The sequence below is a fragment of the Clostridium hydrogeniformans DSM 21757 genome, assembly GCF_000686705.1.
GTDB classification, from domain to species: domain Bacteria; phylum Bacillota; class Clostridia; order Clostridiales; family Clostridiaceae; genus Clostridium_Z; species Clostridium_Z hydrogeniformans.
The window spans coordinates 182,455-203,451 of record NZ_JMLJ01000006.1 but is presented as its reverse complement, the minus strand read 5'-3'; the positions used below and the strand labels follow the sequence as shown (position 1 = coordinate 203,451).

The following is a 20,997-nucleotide window of genomic DNA, read 5'->3' as shown; positions in this document are numbered from 1 at the left end:
AATAACACTAAATAGTAGAAGTATAAAGCTTCTAGTAGAACCTTAAGTTTATTTATAGATAAAGAAACTTAGGGTTTTAATTTTAGGTATATTTAAGGAGGGGGAGAAGTTGAAAAAGATAGGTTTAATAATAAATCCAGTGGCAGGTATGGGAGGAAAGGTTGGGCTTAAGGGTACTGATGGAGAAGAGGTATATAATAAGGCGATTACTCTTGGGGCTGTTATGGAATCACCTTTAAAAGCTAAAAGGGCTCTAAAGGAACTTCTTCCCATAAAGGATAGTGTAGAAATCATAACTTTTAAAGGGGTTATGGGAGAGGATATAGCTTTAGAATTAGGTTTTAATACTAGGGTTATAGAGGATGAAAGTTTTAAAGAAGATACTCATAGTAATATTGAAGAGCATGAAGAAATTAAAAATGAAAGAACATATATAACTACTTCTGAGGATACCATAAGGGGGGCAAGAGCCTTAATTGAAGAAGGAGTTGACTTAATAATATTTGCTGGAGGAGATGGGACTGCGAGAAATATATATGAAGCTGTAGAACTTAAGGGAGTAGTTCTTGGAATTCCATCTGGAGTTAAAATTCATTCTCCTGTATATGCTAAGTCCCCAGTAAAAGCAGGAGAGATGGCAAGAAAGTTTTTAGAGGATAATAGGAAGACCCATGTAAAAGAAGTAGAGGTAATGGATATAGATGAGGATTCCTTTAGAAAAGGTCAGGTTAGAACAAGGCTTTATGGATATTTAAAAGTTCCCTATGATAAACAATATATGCAAAACTTAAAGTGTGGAAGTTCAATGAAAGAAGATGGGATAAAAAAATCCATGGCTAAATATATAGTTGATACCATGGAGGAAGATACCTATTATATAGTAGGACCAGGATCGACTACCAAGTTTATAATGGAAGAGCTTTCTTTAGATGGAACATTATTAGGGGTAGATGTAATTTATAATAAGAGAATAGTGAAATTAGATGGAAGTGAAAAGGAAATACTATCAATTATAAGAGGGAAAAAGTCAAAGATAATAATAACTCCTATAGGTGGACAAGGTCATATATTTGGAAGAGGTAATCAACAGTTAAGTCCAAGGATAATAGGAGAAGCTGGAAGAGACAATATAATTATAATAGCCACAAAGGAGAAAATCACAGAGTTAAAGGGAAGTCCTCTATTAGTAGATACAGGCTATGAAGTTATGGACAAGTATCTATCAGGCTATGTAAAAGTCATAACAGGCTATAAGGATATGGTAATGTATAAGGTGGAGTGTTAAATTTTATTCTTTAAAGCTAATATAGTAATAATGAATACTTATATTGAAGAAGTTTAAAAACTAATGTATACACCTAACTAAAGGAATATAATTTAAAGATCTTTTTAATGAATCAATTAAGATTATATATATGAAAAACTTAGATATATATTTGATTTAAAATAAGAGATATACTGCTAAATTACATCTATATTTTAGTTAGGTATTAAACAGTAGTTTTAATTAAGAAAGTAGAGAGGGATGGTTTATAATTATTTTATTATAAACCATCCCTCTTAAGGTTTTTATATTAATTTGTTGTAAGGTAATAATATAATTAATACTTAAAATATGTAAAGCTCTTAAGGGAAGTATATATGGATTTACATAGCCTAAGCATTAAGGTATACTTTTATAATGTATAAATTCTAGGGAAAGAATTTTATTAAGTCTCCATATAAAGTATTAGTTGAATCAATGGAGGGTTATGGAAAGTTAATCTCTACCATAGACTTTACTATTTATAAGTCATTAAGGTGAGATTTTATTAAAGTTTAATTAAGAAAAAGTATAGTGATTTAAACATAGGAGGGATTTCTTTGGTAGAGAAAAATAAGGATTATATATTAGATATAGTTTCTTTAGGATATGAAGGTGAAGGAATAGCAAAGGTAGATGGGTTTCCAGTATTTATAAAGGGAGCTTTAGAAGGAGAAAAGGTTAAGGTAAAGATAGTAAAGGTGAACAAGAACTTTGCCTTTGGAAAATTAATAGAGATAATAGAAGAAAGTGAACATAGAAAAGAACCAGTATGCTCTATATATAATAGATGTGGAGGATGTAGTCTTCAACACTCTTCCTATGAAAAACAATTAGACTTTAAGACAAAAAGGGTTGAGGATTGTTTAGTAAAGATAGGAAAGCTAAAGGATGTTAAGGTAAACCCTACTTTAGGTATGGAGAACCCTTATAGATATAGAAATAAGGTTCAGCTTCCAGTAGGAGAGAATAATAAGGAGATAAATATAGGCTTTTATGCTCCAAGAAGTCATGACATTATAGATATGAAAACCTGCCATATACAACATGAAGAGGCTGATAAGGTAGGAGAAATCATAAGATATTGGATGAAAAATAATAACATAAAAGCTTATGATGAGAAGGAACACTTAGAAAAGAAGAATAAAGCAGACCTTAAAAATAGAGTAAGACATATAATGGTGAGAAAAGGCTATAAGACAGGAGAAGTAATGGTAGTTATGGTAACTGCCTCAAGAGAATTAAAAGGAAAAGAGGAGCTTGTAGCCTTACTTAAGGAAAACATAAAGGGGTTAAAAAGTGTAGTGCAGAATGTGAATTCTAAGAACACCAATGTGGTCCTTGGAGAGGAATGTATAACCTTATGGGGAAGTGATACCATAAAGGATTATATAGGAGAATTCCACTTTAATATATCTCCATTATCTTTCTTCCAAGTAAATCCAGACCAAACAGAAGTTTTATATGGGAAAGCTCTAGAGTATGCAGGGCTTACAGGAGAAGAAACTGTCTTTGATGCTTACTGTGGAACAGGAACCATATCCTTATTCTTATCTAAGAAAGCTAAGAAAGTATATGGAGTAGAAATAGTTGCTCCAGCCATTGAAAATGCTAAAATAAATGCAAAGGAAAATGGAATAGAGAATGCGGAGTTTATAGTAGGGGAAGCAGAAAAGGTAATACCAGACCTTATAAGAGATGGAGTATATGCAGATGTAGTTGTGGTAGATCCCCCAAGAAAAGGTTGTGGAGTAGAACTACTAGAAGCCATAGGGAAAATGGGACCTAAGAGAATAGTATATGTATCTTGTGACCCAAGTACTCTAGGAAGGGATCTTGGGATATTAAAGGAAATGGGATATGAAGCAAAAGAGGTGCAGCCAGTGGATATGTTCCCTCATACGTCACACGTGGAGACGGTATGTTTGCTCACAAGTATAAAATAAACCTTTTGGTAAAAGGGATTTAGAACCCTTTAGAATAGAGCAAATTAAACTCTAAGGGGTAAAATGATAGAGAAGAGACAAGTAAAAGGATGGTAAATCAGTTACTTGTCTTTTTTGTTTTTGGGAAGTCTGTTTACTTGGACTGGTAGAGTGGAGATATATGCGTAGTGTTTGGAAATAAAAAAGATATGTAACAAAACTAAACAAAATGGATTAATTGCCGGATTTAGGGGGTATCAATATACTCTTTTATATATATTTTCCAAATTTGAAATCGATTATTCAGTCTAATAACTGTGGGGAACTCTGTGGAATGCTAGAGGATTAATTTGAATAATTTCATTTATGCATATAAAATTTCACATAATCGTGATATAATGTTAATTAAAATAGACACTATAGGAGGTTGCGACAGATGGCAGTGTGCTATAATAAACTGTTTAAGCTATTGATAGATAAGAAGATGTCTAATGCTGAACTTGCTGAAAGAGCAGGATTCAGTGCTAATATTATCACACGCCTTAAAAGGGATAGGTATGTTTCTCTTGATAGCATTGAGAAAATATGTGGTGTTCTTGGTTGTGGTGTGGATGATATATTAGAATTTATAACAGAAGACTTAAATAGCAGGAGGTTATAAGTAAATGGTAAAATCAATAGAACCTAATATTGCAGATTTAGCGAACACTTGGCTTAAATCTTACAAATTAGATTATAAATTAGAACAGGAATCTTTAAATACTGAAATAGAGAAAGCACTTTCTGATTACTTTACTAAAAATGGTGGAGCAGGTGCAAATCGTCCAGATACAAAATTACTATTACAAGACAAAAATTTAGATTTTTATCCTGTTCTCATTGAGTATAAGGGCTACAAAGATAAACTTGTAAAACTTGATGATAATGGACAAGTTGAAAATAGAACCAAAAAAAATGAGCCACATTTTAAAAATATAAATTCTTTTGCAGTAAACGGAGCAGTGCATTATGCAAATGCTTTGCTACATCATACTAGTTATACTGATATTATTGCCATTGGTATGACGGGACACAAAGATGAAACTGGAAAAATCAGACACGAAATAGGAGTTTACTATGTTTCAAAGAGTAATTTTGGCGTAGGGCAAAAAGTTGGGGAGTTTACAGATTTTTCTTTTTTAGCACCTAAATATTTTGATAAGTTTATTGAGAAAGTAAAAACTTTACATTTATCACAAGAGGAAATTGACAAACTAAAAGAACAGCGTGAAAAAGAAATTGATGCTAGTTTAGTAAAGCTCAATAATGATATTTATCAAAATGAAAAAGGTTTAGGTGAAAATGATCGTGTTTATCTCGTTGCTGCTTCTATTATTGCAACAATTGGAATACCCGGAAAAGTTAAACCACTCGAAAAATCTGATCTAAAATCTTCTACTGAAAAAGGAAGTACTGATGGCGAAATAATAGTAAGAAAAATAGAAGCTTTTTTGGGTGAAAAAGAACTACCAAAACAAAAAAAAGAACTGATTGTAAGAACTTTACAAAATACACTTTTAACTGATAATATCAACAAAGTTGAAAATGGTGAAAGTCAATTAAAAAGGGTTTTTACTAAAATTGTAGATGATCTGGGAATATATTACAAGATAGGTTTAACAACTGATTTCACAGGGAAACTTTTTAATGAAATGTATGGATGGCTCGGTTTTTCGCAAGACAAACTTAATGATGTAGTGCTTACCCCATCTTATGTTGCGACTCTTTTGGTGAAATTAGCACGGGTAAACAAAGATTCTTATGTGTGGGATTTTGCTACAGGATCTGCTGGATTGTTGGTTGCTGCTATGAATGAAATGCTCATTGATGCCAAAAACACAATTACTTCACCTGAAGAACTTACTCAAAAAGAGATTAGAATAAAAGCTGAACAATTGCTAGGTTTAGAGTTGCTTTCAAGCGTGTATATGTTAGCAATTCTAAATATGATTTTGATGGGGGATGGAAGCTCGAATATTTTAAATAAAGACTCTTTAAAAGATTTTGATGGAAATTACGGTTTTGGTAAAATAGACAGCAAATTCCCTGCTGATGCTTTTGTTCTAAACCCCCCGTATTCTGCTAATGGAAATGGTATGAACTTTGTAGAAAAAGCCCTTGGAATGATGAATAAAGGCTATGCTGCTATTATTATCCAAAACTCAGCAGGTTCAGGAAAAGCCAAAGAATACAATAAGAGAATTTTAGAAACACACACACTTTTAGCAAGTATTAAAATGCCTGTGGATATCTTTATCGGTAAATCAAGCGTACAAACTAATATATATGTTTTTAAAGTAAACGAAAAACATCATAAAGATGAAATGGTGAAGTTTATTGATTTTTCTAATGATGGATATACTAGAACTAATCGTAAAAAATCAAGTAATAATCTAAAAGATACAGACCGTGCAAAAGAACGATATGAAGAATTAGTAAACTTAGTACGTTTTGGGAAAAGTAAACTCAATATTTTTACTGATAAAGAATATTATGAAAACACCATAGACCCCCAAAATGGAGCTGACTGGAATCAAACAGTACCTATAGACACTAGACCAACATTGCAAGATTTTAAAAAAACTGTAAGTGACTATTTGGCTTGGGAAGTTTCTAATATCTTGAAACAGCAAAACAAAGAGGATCAAATCCTGGGAAAATAGATGCCCCACTTAACAAGAAACTGAAAAATGTTGAGTGGGGCGAGTATAGAATTGAAGACGTATTACAATGGCAGTCACAAAAAGAAATTGACCCTCTAAAACTTGAAGAATTAAAAGATGAGACAGAAAGCATATATCCTTTTTACGGGCAAGCGACCATAAATAATGGAATAATTTCATATCATCAGTTAACAAATAAAGTTTTGAATAATAAAAATGGAAAGCCAACAATCTTAATACATTCAAACAATCAAAATATTGTATATCTAGAAACACCTTTTTATTTAAAAGATGGACACGGTGCAACAAGTGTATTACAAAGTGAAAAATTAAATAAAATAAATCAAATGTTTATTATTGCTTCAATTGATAAAGTTATTAAAAGCAAATATTCTTATAATAAAAAAGCGACAAAAATTGAATTAAAGAATACAATTATAACCCTCCCTACAAAAAATAGTAAAATAGATTTTGAATTTATGGAGAGTTTTATAGTGGAGCTAGAAGCGGATCGTATAGCGGAGTTAGAAGCATATTTATCAGCTACCGGACTAAAAGATTATTCTTTAACAGCTGAAGAACAAAAGGTTTTAGATAATTTTGAAAATATGAAGTTTGAAAAGTTTAACGTTGTAGATTTATTTAATGTAAAAAACTCTGGAAATATTTTATCTAGAGATATTGTTGAAAATAGTGGAGAAACTCCTTACTTGTGTGCAAGTAGTGAAAATAATGCAGTAAGTTCATATATTTCTTATGATGAAACATATCTTGATAAAGGAAATTGTATTTTTATTGGTGGAAAAACTTTTGTTGTTACATACCAAGAAAAAGATTTTTATTCAAACGACAGTCATAATTTGATTTTATCTCTAAAAAATGAAGAAGAAAAAAGTAAATTAAATCAATTATACTTAGTAACTTGTATTAATAAAAGTTTGGGACATAAATATTCTTGGGGTGATAGTATAAGTAATAAAAAAATACAAACAGACAAAGTTTCACTACCCGCAAAGAACTATAAACCAAATTACGAAATAATGAGAACCTTTATCTCTGCTATTCAAAAGCTCGTTATAAAAGATGTTGTTTTGTATGCCAATAAAAAATTAGATAATACAAAAAGTATTATAAATAAAAAAGCATAGAAAAAGTAAAAGAAGTTATCGAAGTAGTCGCCAGCTCCTTCCTGTGGGTTGTTATATCTAATACGACCACAAATGATTGTTTCATTCACTATCAATTATCCTAACACAAGAGTTTACTCAATATAGACTTTTAAACCCTGATATTCATGTGTTTATATACTCAAATGAAAGAATGCTTGCCTACATGAGAGGGATGGAGAAGAATTGGTTATATTGGCGGTTTGAGGAAGTTAGCAGAGTTTATTATTCTCAGAAGATTTTTTAATACTGATATTGCTTGTCAAACAGAGTTAGCAAAATTACCTTTTTAGTAGCAATACTTTTGAGTAATAACTTCATTTTCTTTTTAAAACCTATACGTATACCATTTATTATAGGATAATACCCTCATCGCATGTGGAGACTATGGTTAAATTAGTTAAATAACATAATGTTTTGTAGATAACTTTAGAATTAAATAGAACAGTTAGTATAAAATTGCCACCATATTATATAGTATGGTGGCAAATGATTTTATAACATTTTCAAATATATTAATGTTTCTGTGGGTATTGATATGTAGTGTGGGAACATAAAAAATAATTACATAGAAAATATGGAATACAGTAGGGCTATTTGACAATTACATAGATATCCCAATTTCATTGTCTAATTCATTAACTCACACCGTTTTCGCAGAATAGTACCACAACGGAACTTTCTACTTCTTTAACTGCAATTTTGTGCTTCCTGTGAAACTAACAACTACCTTCACCAGTTCATTCAAGGTTACATGTGGAGTGTATTTTAAAGATAAAGAAGAAATAGATTTTCTTAATTCACTCTTTATTGACTTTTTCAACGCATAATGGTACGATGATAAAAAAATGAAATTTGAGGTGAAAAAATGATTAATTTTTCTTGCTAATTTTTAAAGTACATTTAATACAAGGATAAACAGGTGTGTTCTGTTTTTTTGTTGTACTTATGCAAGAAAGTTATTCTTTTTTCTCTTAATATATATTTGTGTTACGCTATAATAATTAGCTTAACTACGTATATCTATGAGCTGTAAGAATAATTATTCTTGCAGCTCTTATTTTTTTTATCAAGTAATTCTTAGCTTCAGATGGAGTTTGCTTAAAAGGAATACTTACTCCAACTGAAGTTTAGAAGAACTTATCCATGTACGTAGCATCCGTTATCTCCCATTTGTAGAAGATGGGAGATAACGAATGGTGTCATAGGATAAATAATTTCAATAAGGAGTATGAATAATATTATGATAAATAATGATACTTTGCTAACGCATGATAATCTCCATATAGAGTCGGATACTACAGGCGACACTTATATGGAGTAATAACAAGGTCGCCTATTGTTCTGATTTTGATATTTATAATATTAAATACAGAGGAGGACAAAAATATGTCTTTAATAAATGTTACAAATCTAACCTTTGGTTATGAAGGTAGTTATGATAATATTTTTGAAAATGTAAGTTTTCAAATTGATACAGATTGGAAATTAGGATTTACTGGAAGGAATGGAAGGGGAAAGACTACTTTTCTAAATCTTTTGCTTGGAAAGCACGAATATAATGGAAACATCTCAGCAGATGTGACTTTTGAATATTTTCCTTATGAGGTGCAGGAGAAAAGCAATTTTACAATAGATGTTATAAAAGAGATTAGTCCAAATTCAATGGATTGGGAAATAGTAAAAGAGTTATCTTTGTTAGATATGGATTATGATGCTTTATATAGACAGTTTAACACACTATCTAAAGGAGAGCAGACCAAAGCTTTGCTAGCTGCTATGTTTTTGAAGGAGAACTCCTTCTTACTTATTGATGAGCCTACCAATCATTTAGATTCTGAAGCTAGGCAAAAACTAAGTAATTACTTGAAAAAAAAGAAAGGATTTGTTCTGATTTCTCATGATAGGTCTTTTTTAGATAATTGTGTTGACCATATCTTGTCTATTAATAAAACTAATATTGAGATACAAAAAGGTAATTTTTCTTCATGGTGGAGAAACAAAGAATTACAAGATGGATTTGAGCAAGCAGAAAATGAAAAATTAAAAAAGGATATTAACAGACTTTCCAAATCAGCAAAACGTACATCTACGTGGTCAGATAGTGTTGAAAGCAGCAAGTATGGAACTACTAATTCTGGGAGCAAGTTAGATAAAGGATATGTTGGCCATAAAGCCGCAAAAATGATGAAGCGTGCTAAAAATATAGAAGCTAGACAACAAAACATGATTGAGGAAAAATCAAAGCTTCTTAAAAATGTTGAATACAATGAAAGTTTAAAGATAGTAACGATTCCTTTCCATGATAAAAAGCTTGTAGAACTTACAGAGGTTGTAATTAAATACAACGATAGAATTGTATGTGAAGGAGTAAGTTTCACTATAGAGCAAGGTGAAAGAATTGCTATTCAAGGAAAGAATGGCAGTGGAAAATCAAGTATATTGAAATTAATTTATGGAGAAGACATCCCCCATAGTGGAATTGTAAGAAAGAATAATAAATTAATTATTTCCTATGTATCACAAGATACTTCAGATTTATATGGTAACTTATCTGAGTATGCAGATAAACACTGTATTGACGAGAGCTTATTTAAATCAATTCTTAGAAAACTTGATTTTTCAAGAGAACAGTTTGAAAAGAATATGGAGGATTTTAGTGGGGGACAGAAGAAAAAGGTATTGATTGCCAAAAGTTTGTGTGAACGAGCACATTTGTATATTTGGGATGAACCATTGAATTTTATCGATGTTATTTCTCGTATGCAAATTGAGAAATTGTTAATTGAACATGAATCTACAATTTTGTTTGTTGAGCATGATAGTGCATTTTGTGAAAATGTTGCAACAAAAACAATAAGATTGTAAAGGGATAAATGGTAATTAGTGTATTTAATGGGAATATAAAAGTAAGATTTGAGTAAATAAATGATCTCCATTTTAAAGCTTTTGAAGATCTTTAAGTAAATATTGAAGAGTGTTGTATGTCCCTCAGACCTTTTTAGGTTTGAGGGGCTTTTGGTTAAGATGGGCTAATTCAGAAACACCAGATATACATAACTTAAAGCAATTAATATGTTTTGTATTATATTCTTTTGGGAAGAATTCTTTTACTTATTTTATTAAAGTACCTTCTATGTGTCTATCAAATCATGTATACACCATGCATTTACAAATGAAATACCTGTACACAATTTATATGATAGAATAACTTGTTGATATAGGTATAATCCTCTATTGCATAAAATAATACGAAAGGTAAAAGATATATTCATTATGATAATGATTGTAGATTCTTATGTGCTGCAAATCATGTTAGTTGATATAAACTGAAAAGGGAATATATATAAATTCAAAAAGCATATATATAAATTAAAAGATGGGTAGTATCTACTCATTTCTACAATAGGAGGAATATATGTATGGAAAGTTATAAATGCAAAGTATGTGGTTATATTCACAAAGGAGAAACACCACCTGAAGAATGTCCAGTATGTAAACAGCCTGCAAGTGCTTTTGAAAAAATAACAGACAGTAAAGAAATAAACAAAAAAGAGGATGAAAATATTAAGGTATATAAAGGTGAAAATAATCTATCCTATTTAAAGGAATATGAAAGATCTGATAAAAGCAGTCGTTATATGGATGAAATACATCAAATGGCAGTTACAGGAAAACAAATCATTGGTTCAATGGGAACAAAAATGTATATTCCAAATTGGGATGATATTCTTATATTAGGAAATCAGCTAAATCCACCTCCTTTAGATGAGTTTGCTGAAGTTGATACAGTAACAATAATTGGTAAAAATGCAAAGAAGCCAATGAGACTTGAGAACCCTGTTTATATTTCACACATGTCATTTGGAGCTTTATCTAAGGAGACAAAGATTGCATTGGCAAAAGGAAGTGCTATGGCTAAAACTGCAATGTGCAGCGGTGAGGGTGGAATTTTACCAGAAGAAATGAATACTTCTTATAAATACATATTTGAATATGTACCAAATCTTTATAGCGTTACTAAGGAAAATCTTCAAAATTCAGATGCTATTGAAATTAAAATTGGGCAGGGAAGTAAACCTGGAATGGGTGGACTTCTTCCAGCGGAAAAAGTAACTAAAGAAATAGCTGAAATAAGAAATAAACCAATGGGTCAAGATGTTATTAGTCCATCTAAATTTGATAGTATTAACTCAAAAGAAGATCTGAAGGAGTTAGTAAGTAAACTAAGAGATGAATCAGGGGGAAGACCAATTGGTATTAAAGTCGCTGCATGTAAGATTGAAAGTGATATGGAATATTGTGTGTTTGCAGAACCTGACTTCATTACAATTGATGGAAGAGGTGGAGCCACTGCAGCAAGCCCTCAGATAATTAGGGATGCCACAAGTGTTCCAACAATTTATGCATTATATAGAGCAAGAAAATATTTAGATTCTGTTAAATCAGATATACAACTTATTATTACTGGAGGATTAAGGGTATCCTCTGATTTTGCAAAAGCACTGGCCATGGGTGCAGATGCAGTTGCAATAGCTTCTTCAGCTTTGATGGCAGCAGCTTGTCAACAGTATCGAATCTGTGGAACTGGATTGTGCCCAGTAGGCATTGCAACACAAGATCCGGAACTTAGAAAACGACTAAATGTAGAAGCTGGCGCTAAGAGAGTAGCAAACTTTTTAAATGTTTCTTTAGAAGAACTTAAAACATTTGGAAGGATTACTGGACATTCAAAGATTCATGACATTTGCATTGATGATTTATGCACGATCAACAGAGAAATATCAGAATTTACAAATATAAGGCATACGTAAAACCAACTACCTATATTAGGACATAAGACTTATTTATATGATAATAAAAAATAATGGTTTCTAAGTATTGTTATAATAGTAAATAGATTACTGATGTTACTTCAATGCTTGGAAACTTTTTATATTTTATAAGAATTTATAGCAATAAAGTTAGGATAAGTATTTAATGACCTTGTCTTTATATGGTAAAGACCCAGATAACTGGAGGAGTCTCTTGTGAGTTGGATTTTTATCTGATGTCTACCAACTGTTATCCATTCTCTTAAGAGGTTGGGGATAACAATTACTAGACTCATAGACTAATTCATCTAAACTTCAGATAGTGGAAAGAACACCACCTGAAGAAAGATTTCCTCTATGAATAAGGTGTTAACTTAAGTGCATAATAAGATATAGATTTATCTTATAAATCATAGTAATAAATATAATAGGGAGGAATAAAGCAATGGCAGATATTAAAATTCAAGTACTTGATAACGCACCACTTATTATAAAAGGTGAAGCAGAATTAATTGATGGGGAAGGTAAAACTATGGAAACCTCCTCTGAGTTTCATTTATGTAGATGTGGTTTATCACAAAATAAACCTCATTGCGATGGTGCTCATCAAGGTAAATTTGAGAGTAAAGTTCGTACAAAATAATAATTAAAGAAGAACAAAAAGATAACTTTGTTTAATGTTATCTTTTTTTATTTTGGATACTTATTATATCTAAGGGATAAACAAAAAGCATATTTAGAAGTTCAATTTTTTATGCCCAAGATATCAACATACATCCATATTCTTTTACATAAAGAGAATTTTATTTGAGAAAATCTTTATGTAAAATATAAACAATGATTATAATAACACTATATTACTGTATATAATTTATCTATATACATTACTCAATAGATGTGTAGACTATGGTTAAATTAGTTAAATAATATAAGGTTTTATAGATAACCTTAGGCTTAAATAGGACACCTAGAATCAAATTGACACCATAATATATATTATGGTGTCAATTTATTTTATATTATTTTCTAAAATAAAAATAATAGATTATGGTGTTTTTGGTAGTAGGGGGGTAAGTATTGAGTAGTATTAAATAAATTAATTTGAATTATATGGTATAATTACCAATATAGTGATTGGGGTTAGTGGATAAATGAATGTACTTATTTTATAAGGAGAAATTGAATTACCATGACAAAGACTATATTCATATAATTTAAAGAAGACTAACCAGTTGGAAGATAACAAAAATGAATATTTGAAAGATATAGTGATGTTTTATACAGTTAAGTAATGTAAATATATAGCTTGTTAGGGAGAAGTAGGTGGAGGATGATTTATGAAATTATTTTTGATAAGACATGGACAAACAGATTGGAATTTAAAAGAAAAAATACAAGGAAGCTGTGATATTGAACTTAATGAAACGGGAATTAAACAGGCAGAAAAACTGAGTAATAAACTATTAGAGAAAAATTATAGATTTTCAAAGATATATTCAAGTCCACAAAGAAGAGCACTTAAAACATCAGAAATTTTAAGTGAGGCAACTAATGTTGACTATATATCAATAAAAGAATTAGAGGAGATAAATTTTGGACAATGGGAAGGGCTATCATGGACCGAAGTAAAAGAACAGTATCCAGTAGAATATAAGGAGTGGTACATAAATCGAAGATATACTAAACCTCCAAAAGGAGAATCATATCAAGAGATGTTAGAACGGGTTGTAACAGCACTTCATAAGATTATCAATGAGAATGATGATGTTGTAGTTGTAACCCATAGTGCTATAATCATGTGTTTACAATGTTATATAACCAATACGCCTTTCGATGAAATGATGAAGTTTAAAACAGATAATGCTGTAATTACTGAAATTGATAGTGAGTTGTTAGTGAAAATGTAATTAAGTAAAGATTTTAGTTTCAAAAGGTGGCTATTATGAAGCAAAATTTGATGTGGTTTTCACACTATATTCTTGGAGAAAGTATGAAAGATTTTAGGGTTTTATGATTAATAAATGGATATCCTTACAGGATATATTATTAGAAAGAGGGAGATATTATGAAAAAGGTGTTATCTTGTTTAGTCTTTATATTTGTATCAATAGGATGTTTTTATTTTGCCTTTCAAAGAGAGGTAAGTGCTACATTAGGAGTAACTCTAACAATAGTTGGTTCAATATTTGTAGGAATTGGACTTTATAAAAGCTGGCGTTGTGGAATTATTAAAGATGTAATAGACGTTTTATTTCATTTATAAAGCATAATATATTTACAATAGCAGAAGTTATAATTACTTGAATTAGAACAGGGGTAATTAATAAAAATTTTATCTAATCACTTCGACTAGAATAAAAATAATCTTCCAATATTTCATAGTAAGCTTAATATTTTCAAATATAATTTTAAGAACTTTATATAATATTAAGATCTAATAAAATTATGTAATCTATGAGCAAAGAGATATGTTTTTATGAAAATACATCTATGGGTTATTTATATGTAAAGATTAAGAATGAGTAGCTTAATCAGTATAGTATTAAAGATATTTTACAATTATATGAATTAACTTTTGAAAATAATTTACTATATGTTATAATTTTGAATAAAGATAAAGGGTCAAGGAGGTGGGGACTTGGCACAGCAATATACCAGAAAAATCATTCGTCAGGTATTTATAAAGATGCTGAATGAGCGTCCTCTTAACAAAATCACAGTTAAGGATATTGCTACAGAATGTGAAATCAACAGAAATACTTTTTATTATTACTACACAGATGTATATGCACTTCTATCAGAAATATTTCAAACAGAACTTCAGACAGTCATTGATGAATACAATGATACTCTCTCTTGGGAGGAGAGTTTTATTTTAGCTGCTAGATTTGCTTTAGAAAACAAAAAAGCTATTTATCATGTATATAATTCCATGCAAAGAGAGGAATTAGTAAATTATATATACAATGTATCAGGAAATGTGATGGTTAGGTATGTGGAAAAGGTAAGCGAAGGAATCTCAGCTTCTTTAGGAGATAGAAAAATAATTGCTTCCTTTTATCAGTGTGCCCTAACTGAAATGGTACTACACTGGATTGCCTCTGGAATGAAAGAAGATCCTGATACTATCGTCAGAAGAATTGGGCAGCTTTTTGATGGGAATATTGAGTTATCTCTTAAGCGAAGTGCTGATTTAGGCAATCTTTAGTAAAAAGCAAGAGGTTATTCTTTTTTATCAGACACTTTAAACTAAATGACTAAAAATTAAGCAAATAAACTGCCATGTTCGAATTTCGAACATGGCAGTTTGTTTATCTAATGAAAAAGACACAAAGAAACTATATCATAGACTTATAGAAATCTTACAGACAATAAGTATCCATAAAATTAGAAGAATACTTATTATTTATTACACCATATGGATATATTAAATAGAGTGAATATAAAGATCTCTAAGTATAATAGTAAGATTTAAAAGCTATTAAAATATTAGGAAAGAAGGAGATAAAATGAAATTAAAGACACATGATGATAGACTTACACTTACAAATGGAAGTTATCATGCTTTAGTAAATGCAAGAAAGCCTAAAGGAATTGAAGATAAAAAAGCATATTTAATTGGTACTGGAATTGGAGCTTTAGCTGCTGGTTGTTTTTTAATTCGTGATTCTCACATGGATGGCAGCAAGATTACCTTCTTAGAACAATTAGATATTCCAGGGGGATCTTTAGACGGAGAGGTTCGTCAAAATGTGGATTATGTAGCACGTGGTGGACGTGAAATGGGTCACCATTTTGAAGTTTTATGGGGTTTATTTAGTTCATTACCATCTACAGAAGATCCTAATATGACAGTTTTAGATCACTTTTATTATACAAACTACGATGATCCAAACTTTAGCAATTGTCGTATTACTAAAAACCAAGGTGAAAGATATGACAATGGTAAATTTAATTTAGGTCAAGAGTTAGCCATGGAATTAGCTGCTTTTGTAAATATGACAGATGAAGAACTTGAGGATAAATCTATCGAAGAGATTTTTTCTGAAGAACTTTTAAATACTGACTTCTGGATATATTGGAGAACAATGTTTGCTTTTGAGAACTGGCATAGTGCTTTAGAGATGAAATTATATATGAATCGTTTCATCCACCATGTAGGTGGTTTGCCAACTCTTTCTGCTCTGCAATTTTCAAGACATGATCAATACACTTCATTTGTAAAACCAATGGTTAAATATTTAGAGGATCATGGTGCTAAATTTGAATATGGAGTTACTGTTGATAACGTTGAGTTCTTAATTTCAGATAATAAAAAGGTGGCAAAAAGAATAGTTGCAACAGATAAAACTGGAAAAGATATATCTATTGATTTAACAGAGAATGATTTGGTATTTATCACTAATGGTTCTATGACTGAAGGTTCTGGATATGGTGACGACAATACTCCTGCTCCATTTAATAAAGAGCCAGAAGGATGTTGGAAGTTATGGAGAAATATAGCGGCTCAATCAGATGAATTCGGAAGACCAGATAAATTCTGTACAGATATAGAAAAATCTAATTGGGAGTCTTGTACAGTAACTTGTCATGATGAACGTGTTCCAGAGTATATTGAAAAGATCACAAAACGTTCACCATATGGTGGACGCACTGTAACAGGGGGAATAGTTACAGCTCTTGACTCTTCATGGTTAATGAGTTGGACAATAAATCGTCAAGAACAGTATTATGGACAACCTGAAAAAGATGTTGTTGTTTGGGTATATGGTTTATTCTCTGATGTCACTGGAGATTATATTAAAAAGCCTATGAGAGATTGTACTGGTAAGGAAATAACAAAAGAATGGTTATATCATATAGGTGTTCCTACAGAAGAAATTGAAGAATTAGCAAAATCATGTAGTGCGGTTCCTGTTATGATGCCATTTATTACATCTCAATTTATGCCTCGTGCAGCTGGAGATCGTCCATATGTTGTACCAAAGAATGGAGTAAACTTTGCTTTCCTTGGACAATTTGCTGAAACATTAGATGATCCAGGACGTGATACTGTATTTACTATAGAATATTCAGGACGTACAGCTATGGAAGCAGTATATGTTTTAACTGGAGTTGAAAAAGGAGTTCCTGAGGTATATGGTTCAAGATATGATATCAGGTATTTATTAAATGCAGGTGTGTGTTTATTAGATGGAGAAAAACCAAAACTTGATTTACCACCAATGACTAAACGTAAAATTTTCAAACAAGTAGCAGGAACAGACATTGAAAAGTTATTAAAAGAATATGGAATTGTTTAATAACATTTACAGTTAGATAATTAGATTAAAATCCCGAATTTTAAAAAATCGGGATTTTAATTTATATATATTTATTATTTATATTGCTACCCAAGCCTACCAAAGTTATTATGTTCCATTACTTCACATCTAATTCATTAATCCTCGTCCTTTTCAAACTTAAAAGGTAATTCTAAATAAGACAATAAAAAACCACGACAATTTTTAATTGTCGTGGTTTAACTTCACTTTTAAAATAGACAATAGACAATATTTAGAACTCCAAGTAGCTTTTTTCTTAAGTAGATCTAACCTCGAAATTCGATATATTCGTCATCTGGACCTTTAAAGACAACCCTTTTCCAACCCTTTTCTTGAGGGGTTCTGGGACTAGGAATATGGGGCTCGGTAACAACAGGTACACCAGCTTTTATAAGCCTATGGTAATCGGCATCGAAGTCATCGCTAATAAGGCAAAAGTGGTATCCAGAATTTACTTTTTTATTTGTCCAATTCTCAAGTTCTAATATAGTGTTACCTAGTTGAAGATAGACAACTTTTTCAATCTCAGGTATACCAGGAACATCATGTTCAAAATATTTTTTAAATCCAAAATTTTTTTCATAAAAGTCAATAGACCTTTTTCTGTCTTTTACAGAAATTGCAATATGATCAATGTGTGTAAACATTCATTAATACCTCCTAGTTCATTATTTAGTGTTTATAAACTTTGTATTAGCTTTCTTTTGGTAATATCATTTTAATCTGCAATACCACCCAATTGGAGGAAGTTGTATTTTGAAATCCATGGATTTCATCATGAGGAGAAAAAATGATGTCTTTTTCTTTTACAAGCATTGGTTCATTGTTTATAGTAATTGTACCTTCACCGGAAATTACATAAAAAACTTCATCAATATCAGAATGTTTATGATCAGGTGTTGTTTGGCCAGGAGCGTAAAGTAAAAGACCAATATCTAGCTGACCTTCTTTAAATATTTCTTTACGGGAACTTTTGCTAACTGCAAAGTCTAAAATATTTTCTATATTAATTTTTTGCATAATAAATTCTCCTTTTTTATATAGTTTTGTTGTATTTATATTTTTACTCAATCCTTTATAATTTCATAGTTACTTTTTAATTATATGGAAATAAATATTTCCATAGGGGCAGCTAAACAAAGAGTAAGTAGCACTGGTTTATCTAATGAATGAAAAAAATTTATAGCCATTGCCAACAAGTATTAATAATAAATGATGTAAAACTGACCATTAATAATCCCAATAATATAGGTTTATATTTTTTAGTGATTTTTTTCATAGTACTACCATTTATTTTAGTATGAATCAATAACAATGAATCAATTACAAGCGCTTGAATTTACAAATGAATCACTGTAAACTTATCATAGTATAGTTACTTTCTTTGTACAAGAAGGCACTTTTTAGTTCAATACTAACCAAATAGTAAGTATTTAATAAAGATGAATTGGAGGAAGTATAATGCCATGTGATAAATCATGTCCTATTGAACATACTGTAAATTTGATAGGGCATAAATGGAAAGTCTTAATAATAAGAAATCTGATTAATAACGGAACCCAAAGATTCTCTGAACTAAGTAAAGGAATTAGTGGGATAAGCCAGAAAATGCTAACCCAGCAGCTTAAACAGTTAGAATCAGACGGAATAGTTGATAGAAAGGTTTATCCGGAAGTACCACCTAAGGTGGAATACTCACTGACTGAACTTGGACGCTCATTGAAACCAATCTTGGATTCTATGAACACATGGGGTGTTGAACACATTAAACAAATCAGTGTTAAACAATAAAAACTAATTTTAGTAACTTTTAAGAAATTCATTTTCTATTATGTAAATATGAAAGTTTAATAAATATTGGAAAAGAATATTAAAATAGAGGTATTATTACTACTAAAATTTCTTAGATTAAATAATATGATTTTTTAATGATTCTATAAGAATTAATTAGTTCTTATTAAAACTATTAGTTTGTGTTTATAGTAGAGAGATAAAGGAATTAATTACATAGAAACTGTAGTAAAATAATTGACAATAATTGAATAATATAAGATGAAATTTAAGAAAAATTTAGAGTTGGTGCTAAGCTAATTTAAATGATTAGTTTAGTGACAGCTCTTTTTTGATTAAGTTTTTACCATTTTAAAAATAGGAAACATTAAAATAAAATCATATGTTTATGAATAATCATGATGATATTAGAGAAATATTGTAAGCTACAAATAATTTGGATATAATAAGCTAGATTTTTTAGTTTATATAATAATTAATAGTGTGATTTTCATAGATTACTATTATATAAATATCTGTTATGAAACATAAGTTGAAAGAAGGTGCTAAATGGAAATAGAATTAATTGATCTTGTAGATAATTTTGCTAATACTAATTTTCAAGTAGAAGGAGTATATAGTTATAATATTAAACCAGGAAGTTCAGGATGTATGAAAACAGCATCATTTCCTGGATTTATTTTTCCATTAGGTGGGGAGGCAAACTTCTGTTTTGATGGCACTTCTTACACAGCTTCTGTTGGTAATGTGATTCATGGTGGTGGGGATATGACCCTAAGTAAGAGGGTAATAGGTGATAAAGACTGGAACTACCTTTTGGTTCTTTATAGTATTAATAATTCAGAGTCAGAAGAATTTTCATTGAAAAACTTACATTTTGAGCTTGCTATAGGACAGAGTGCTAGACTTGTGGAATTATTACAGAGATTATGGAGAGCATCAAATGAGCCAGGAACAATGGCTAAATTTCAAACAGAAACTCTATTTCGTTGTGTACTAGATGAAATTTTTACTTGTGCAAATAACCAATCAAGTGGTGATGATAGAACATTATTTAAACAAGTGTCAGAGTATATTCATGAGTACTATATGGATACCTTAACTATTCGGAATCTTGCAGAGCTACATGGTGTAAATGAGAATAGATTATTTTATGTTTTTTCAAAATATGCAGGTATGGGAGCAGGAGATTATCTTATGATTCATAGGCTTAATCGTGCAAAGGAATTGTTAGTAACAAGTAATATTCCTGTAATATCTATTGCAAAAAGTGTGGGATATCATGATCCATATCATTTTAGCAAGAGATTTAAAAAGCAATTTGGAGATTCACCAAGTAAGTTTCGTGAGAAGTTCAGATATAAAGAGTAATAATATAAATTTAGTTTATCTTTTACTAAGATTTATATATTTATCTATTTTAATATTGAAGTAGGCAAAAGAAAGCTTTTAGACTTTTCTTGATTAGTAATATAAAGGCTTTCTTTTGTTTAAAGTATTTTATATTTTCAACATTAATTTTTTATTTAAATAACACAATATATTAAAACTTACCTTATTAAAAAATTTCAGCAAATATTTTCTATTAAATTTACTATTTAAAAGGAATTCAGGAATAATGCATTAAGGATTCAGTAATCATCCATTCTCATGAGATTTTTTATTTGATATATTAGTCATGAATAATCTTAGTAATATTATTGAAGTTATATATTATTTTAATTATTTAGAAGGAATGAAAATGAAAAAATTTATTATGGTATCTGTTTTAGTTATGTTAGTCTTAGGTTTACTATCAGTTCGTGATAAAGAAATAGTACAAGCATATCCGAAGTTGTGATGAAATTATAAGAATTTCAATTAGAGATTTTGTACAAAAGATTATGGCTAGGGAAGTTTTAAAAGATATTTTCAACATTTCTATAGAGACTATATAGGTATAAAAGAGGAAGTCCTATAAGAATTTTAAATA

The 20,997-nt window shown here is 30.1% G+C and carries 16 protein-coding genes; 14 read left to right on the top strand and 2 right to left on the bottom strand.

What is annotated here, in order from left to right; all coding sequences use genetic code 11:
- Nucleotides 1-109: 109 nt before the first annotated feature.
- From BR69_RS0103590 to BR69_RS0103535, 12 genes are all read left to right on the top strand, one after another.
- Complete coding sequence (locus BR69_RS0103590) at nucleotides 110-1,285, top strand: ATP-NAD kinase family protein (protein WP_027631968.1); 1,176 nt, start codon at nucleotides 110-112, stop codon at nucleotides 1,283-1,285.
- A 578-nt stretch (nucleotides 1,286-1,863) separates the two neighbouring features.
- Nucleotides 1,864-3,249 carry a 23S rRNA (uracil(1939)-C(5))-methyltransferase RlmD gene (gene rlmD, locus BR69_RS0103585; protein WP_027631967.1) on the top strand — a complete coding sequence of 462 codons (1,386 nt, stop codon included), beginning with the start codon at nucleotides 1,864-1,866 and terminating at the stop codon, nucleotides 3,247-3,249.
- Between the two features lie 415 nt (nucleotides 3,250-3,664).
- Entirely contained in the window at nucleotides 3,665-3,889 is a 225-nt protein-coding gene (locus tag BR69_RS0103580; protein ID WP_027631966.1) for a helix-turn-helix domain-containing protein, read from the top strand.
- A 4-nt stretch (nucleotides 3,890-3,893) separates the two neighbouring features.
- Entirely contained in the window at nucleotides 3,894-5,930 is a 2,037-nt protein-coding gene (locus BR69_RS0103575; RefSeq protein WP_027631965.1) for an HsdM family class I SAM-dependent methyltransferase, read from the top strand.
- A gap of 203 nt (nucleotides 5,931-6,133) precedes the next feature.
- Nucleotides 6,134-7,078 carry a restriction endonuclease subunit S gene (locus BR69_RS0103570; RefSeq protein WP_242840646.1) on the top strand — a complete coding sequence of 315 codons (945 nt, stop codon included), beginning with the start codon at nucleotides 6,134-6,136 and terminating at the stop codon, nucleotides 7,076-7,078.
- Between the two features lie 1,407 nt (nucleotides 7,079-8,485).
- Nucleotides 8,486-9,964 (top strand): Lsa family ABC-F type ribosomal protection protein, encoded by a 1,479-nt coding sequence (locus BR69_RS0103565; protein WP_027631963.1) that lies wholly within the window; start codon nucleotides 8,486-8,488, stop codon nucleotides 9,962-9,964.
- Nucleotides 9,965-10,518: 554 nt separating this feature from the next.
- Nucleotides 10,519-11,910: a glutamate synthase-related protein gene (locus tag BR69_RS0103560; RefSeq protein WP_027631962.1), complete on the top strand. Its 1,392-nt coding sequence runs from the start codon at nucleotides 10,519-10,521 to the stop codon at nucleotides 11,908-11,910.
- Nucleotides 11,911-12,355: 445 nt separating this feature from the next.
- Nucleotides 12,356-12,553 carry a CDGSH iron-sulfur domain-containing protein gene (locus BR69_RS0103555; protein WP_027631961.1) on the top strand — a complete coding sequence of 66 codons (198 nt, stop codon included), beginning with the start codon at nucleotides 12,356-12,358 and terminating at the stop codon, nucleotides 12,551-12,553.
- A gap of 694 nt (nucleotides 12,554-13,247) precedes the next feature.
- On the top strand, nucleotides 13,248-13,817 hold the full coding sequence (gene cobC / locus BR69_RS0103550; protein WP_027631960.1) for an alpha-ribazole phosphatase: 570 nt from the start codon (nucleotides 13,248-13,250) through the stop codon (nucleotides 13,815-13,817).
- Between the two features lie 158 nt (nucleotides 13,818-13,975).
- Nucleotides 13,976-14,173, top strand: coding sequence for a hypothetical protein (locus BR69_RS0103545; protein ID WP_027631959.1), 198 nt, complete (start codon nucleotides 13,976-13,978; stop codon nucleotides 14,171-14,173).
- Nucleotides 14,174-14,548: 375 nt separating this feature from the next.
- Nucleotides 14,549-15,118: a TetR/AcrR family transcriptional regulator gene (locus tag BR69_RS0103540; RefSeq protein ID WP_027631958.1), complete on the top strand. Its 570-nt coding sequence runs from the start codon at nucleotides 14,549-14,551 to the stop codon at nucleotides 15,116-15,118.
- Nucleotides 15,119-15,419: 301 nt separating this feature from the next.
- Complete coding sequence (locus BR69_RS0103535) at nucleotides 15,420-17,213, top strand: oleate hydratase (protein ID WP_027631957.1); 1,794 nt, start codon at nucleotides 15,420-15,422, stop codon at nucleotides 17,211-17,213.
- A gap of 287 nt (nucleotides 17,214-17,500) precedes the next feature.
- On the opposite strand, the gene BR69_RS0103530 is transcribed toward BR69_RS0103535, so the two are convergent.
- A complete protein-coding gene (locus BR69_RS0103530; RefSeq protein ID WP_027631956.1) occupies nucleotides 17,501-17,881 on the bottom strand; it encodes a VOC family protein in 381 nt (126 codons plus the stop codon).
- Between the two features lie 46 nt (nucleotides 17,882-17,927).
- Complete coding sequence (locus BR69_RS0103525) at nucleotides 17,928-18,254, bottom strand: cupin domain-containing protein (RefSeq protein ID WP_027631955.1); 327 nt, start codon at nucleotides 18,252-18,254, stop codon at nucleotides 17,928-17,930.
- 441 nt (nucleotides 18,255-18,695) lie between these two features.
- On the opposite strand from BR69_RS0103525, the gene BR69_RS0103520 reads away from it, so the two are divergent.
- Together BR69_RS0103520 and BR69_RS0103515 are read left to right on the top strand one after the other, a co-directional pair.
- Nucleotides 18,696-19,025, top strand: coding sequence for a winged helix-turn-helix transcriptional regulator (locus BR69_RS0103520; RefSeq protein WP_027631954.1), 330 nt, complete (start codon nucleotides 18,696-18,698; stop codon nucleotides 19,023-19,025).
- Nucleotides 19,026-19,574: 549 nt separating this feature from the next.
- Nucleotides 19,575-20,396: a helix-turn-helix domain-containing protein gene (locus BR69_RS0103515; RefSeq protein ID WP_027631953.1), complete on the top strand. Its 822-nt coding sequence runs from the start codon at nucleotides 19,575-19,577 to the stop codon at nucleotides 20,394-20,396.
- Nucleotides 20,397-20,997: the final 601 nt, after the last annotated feature.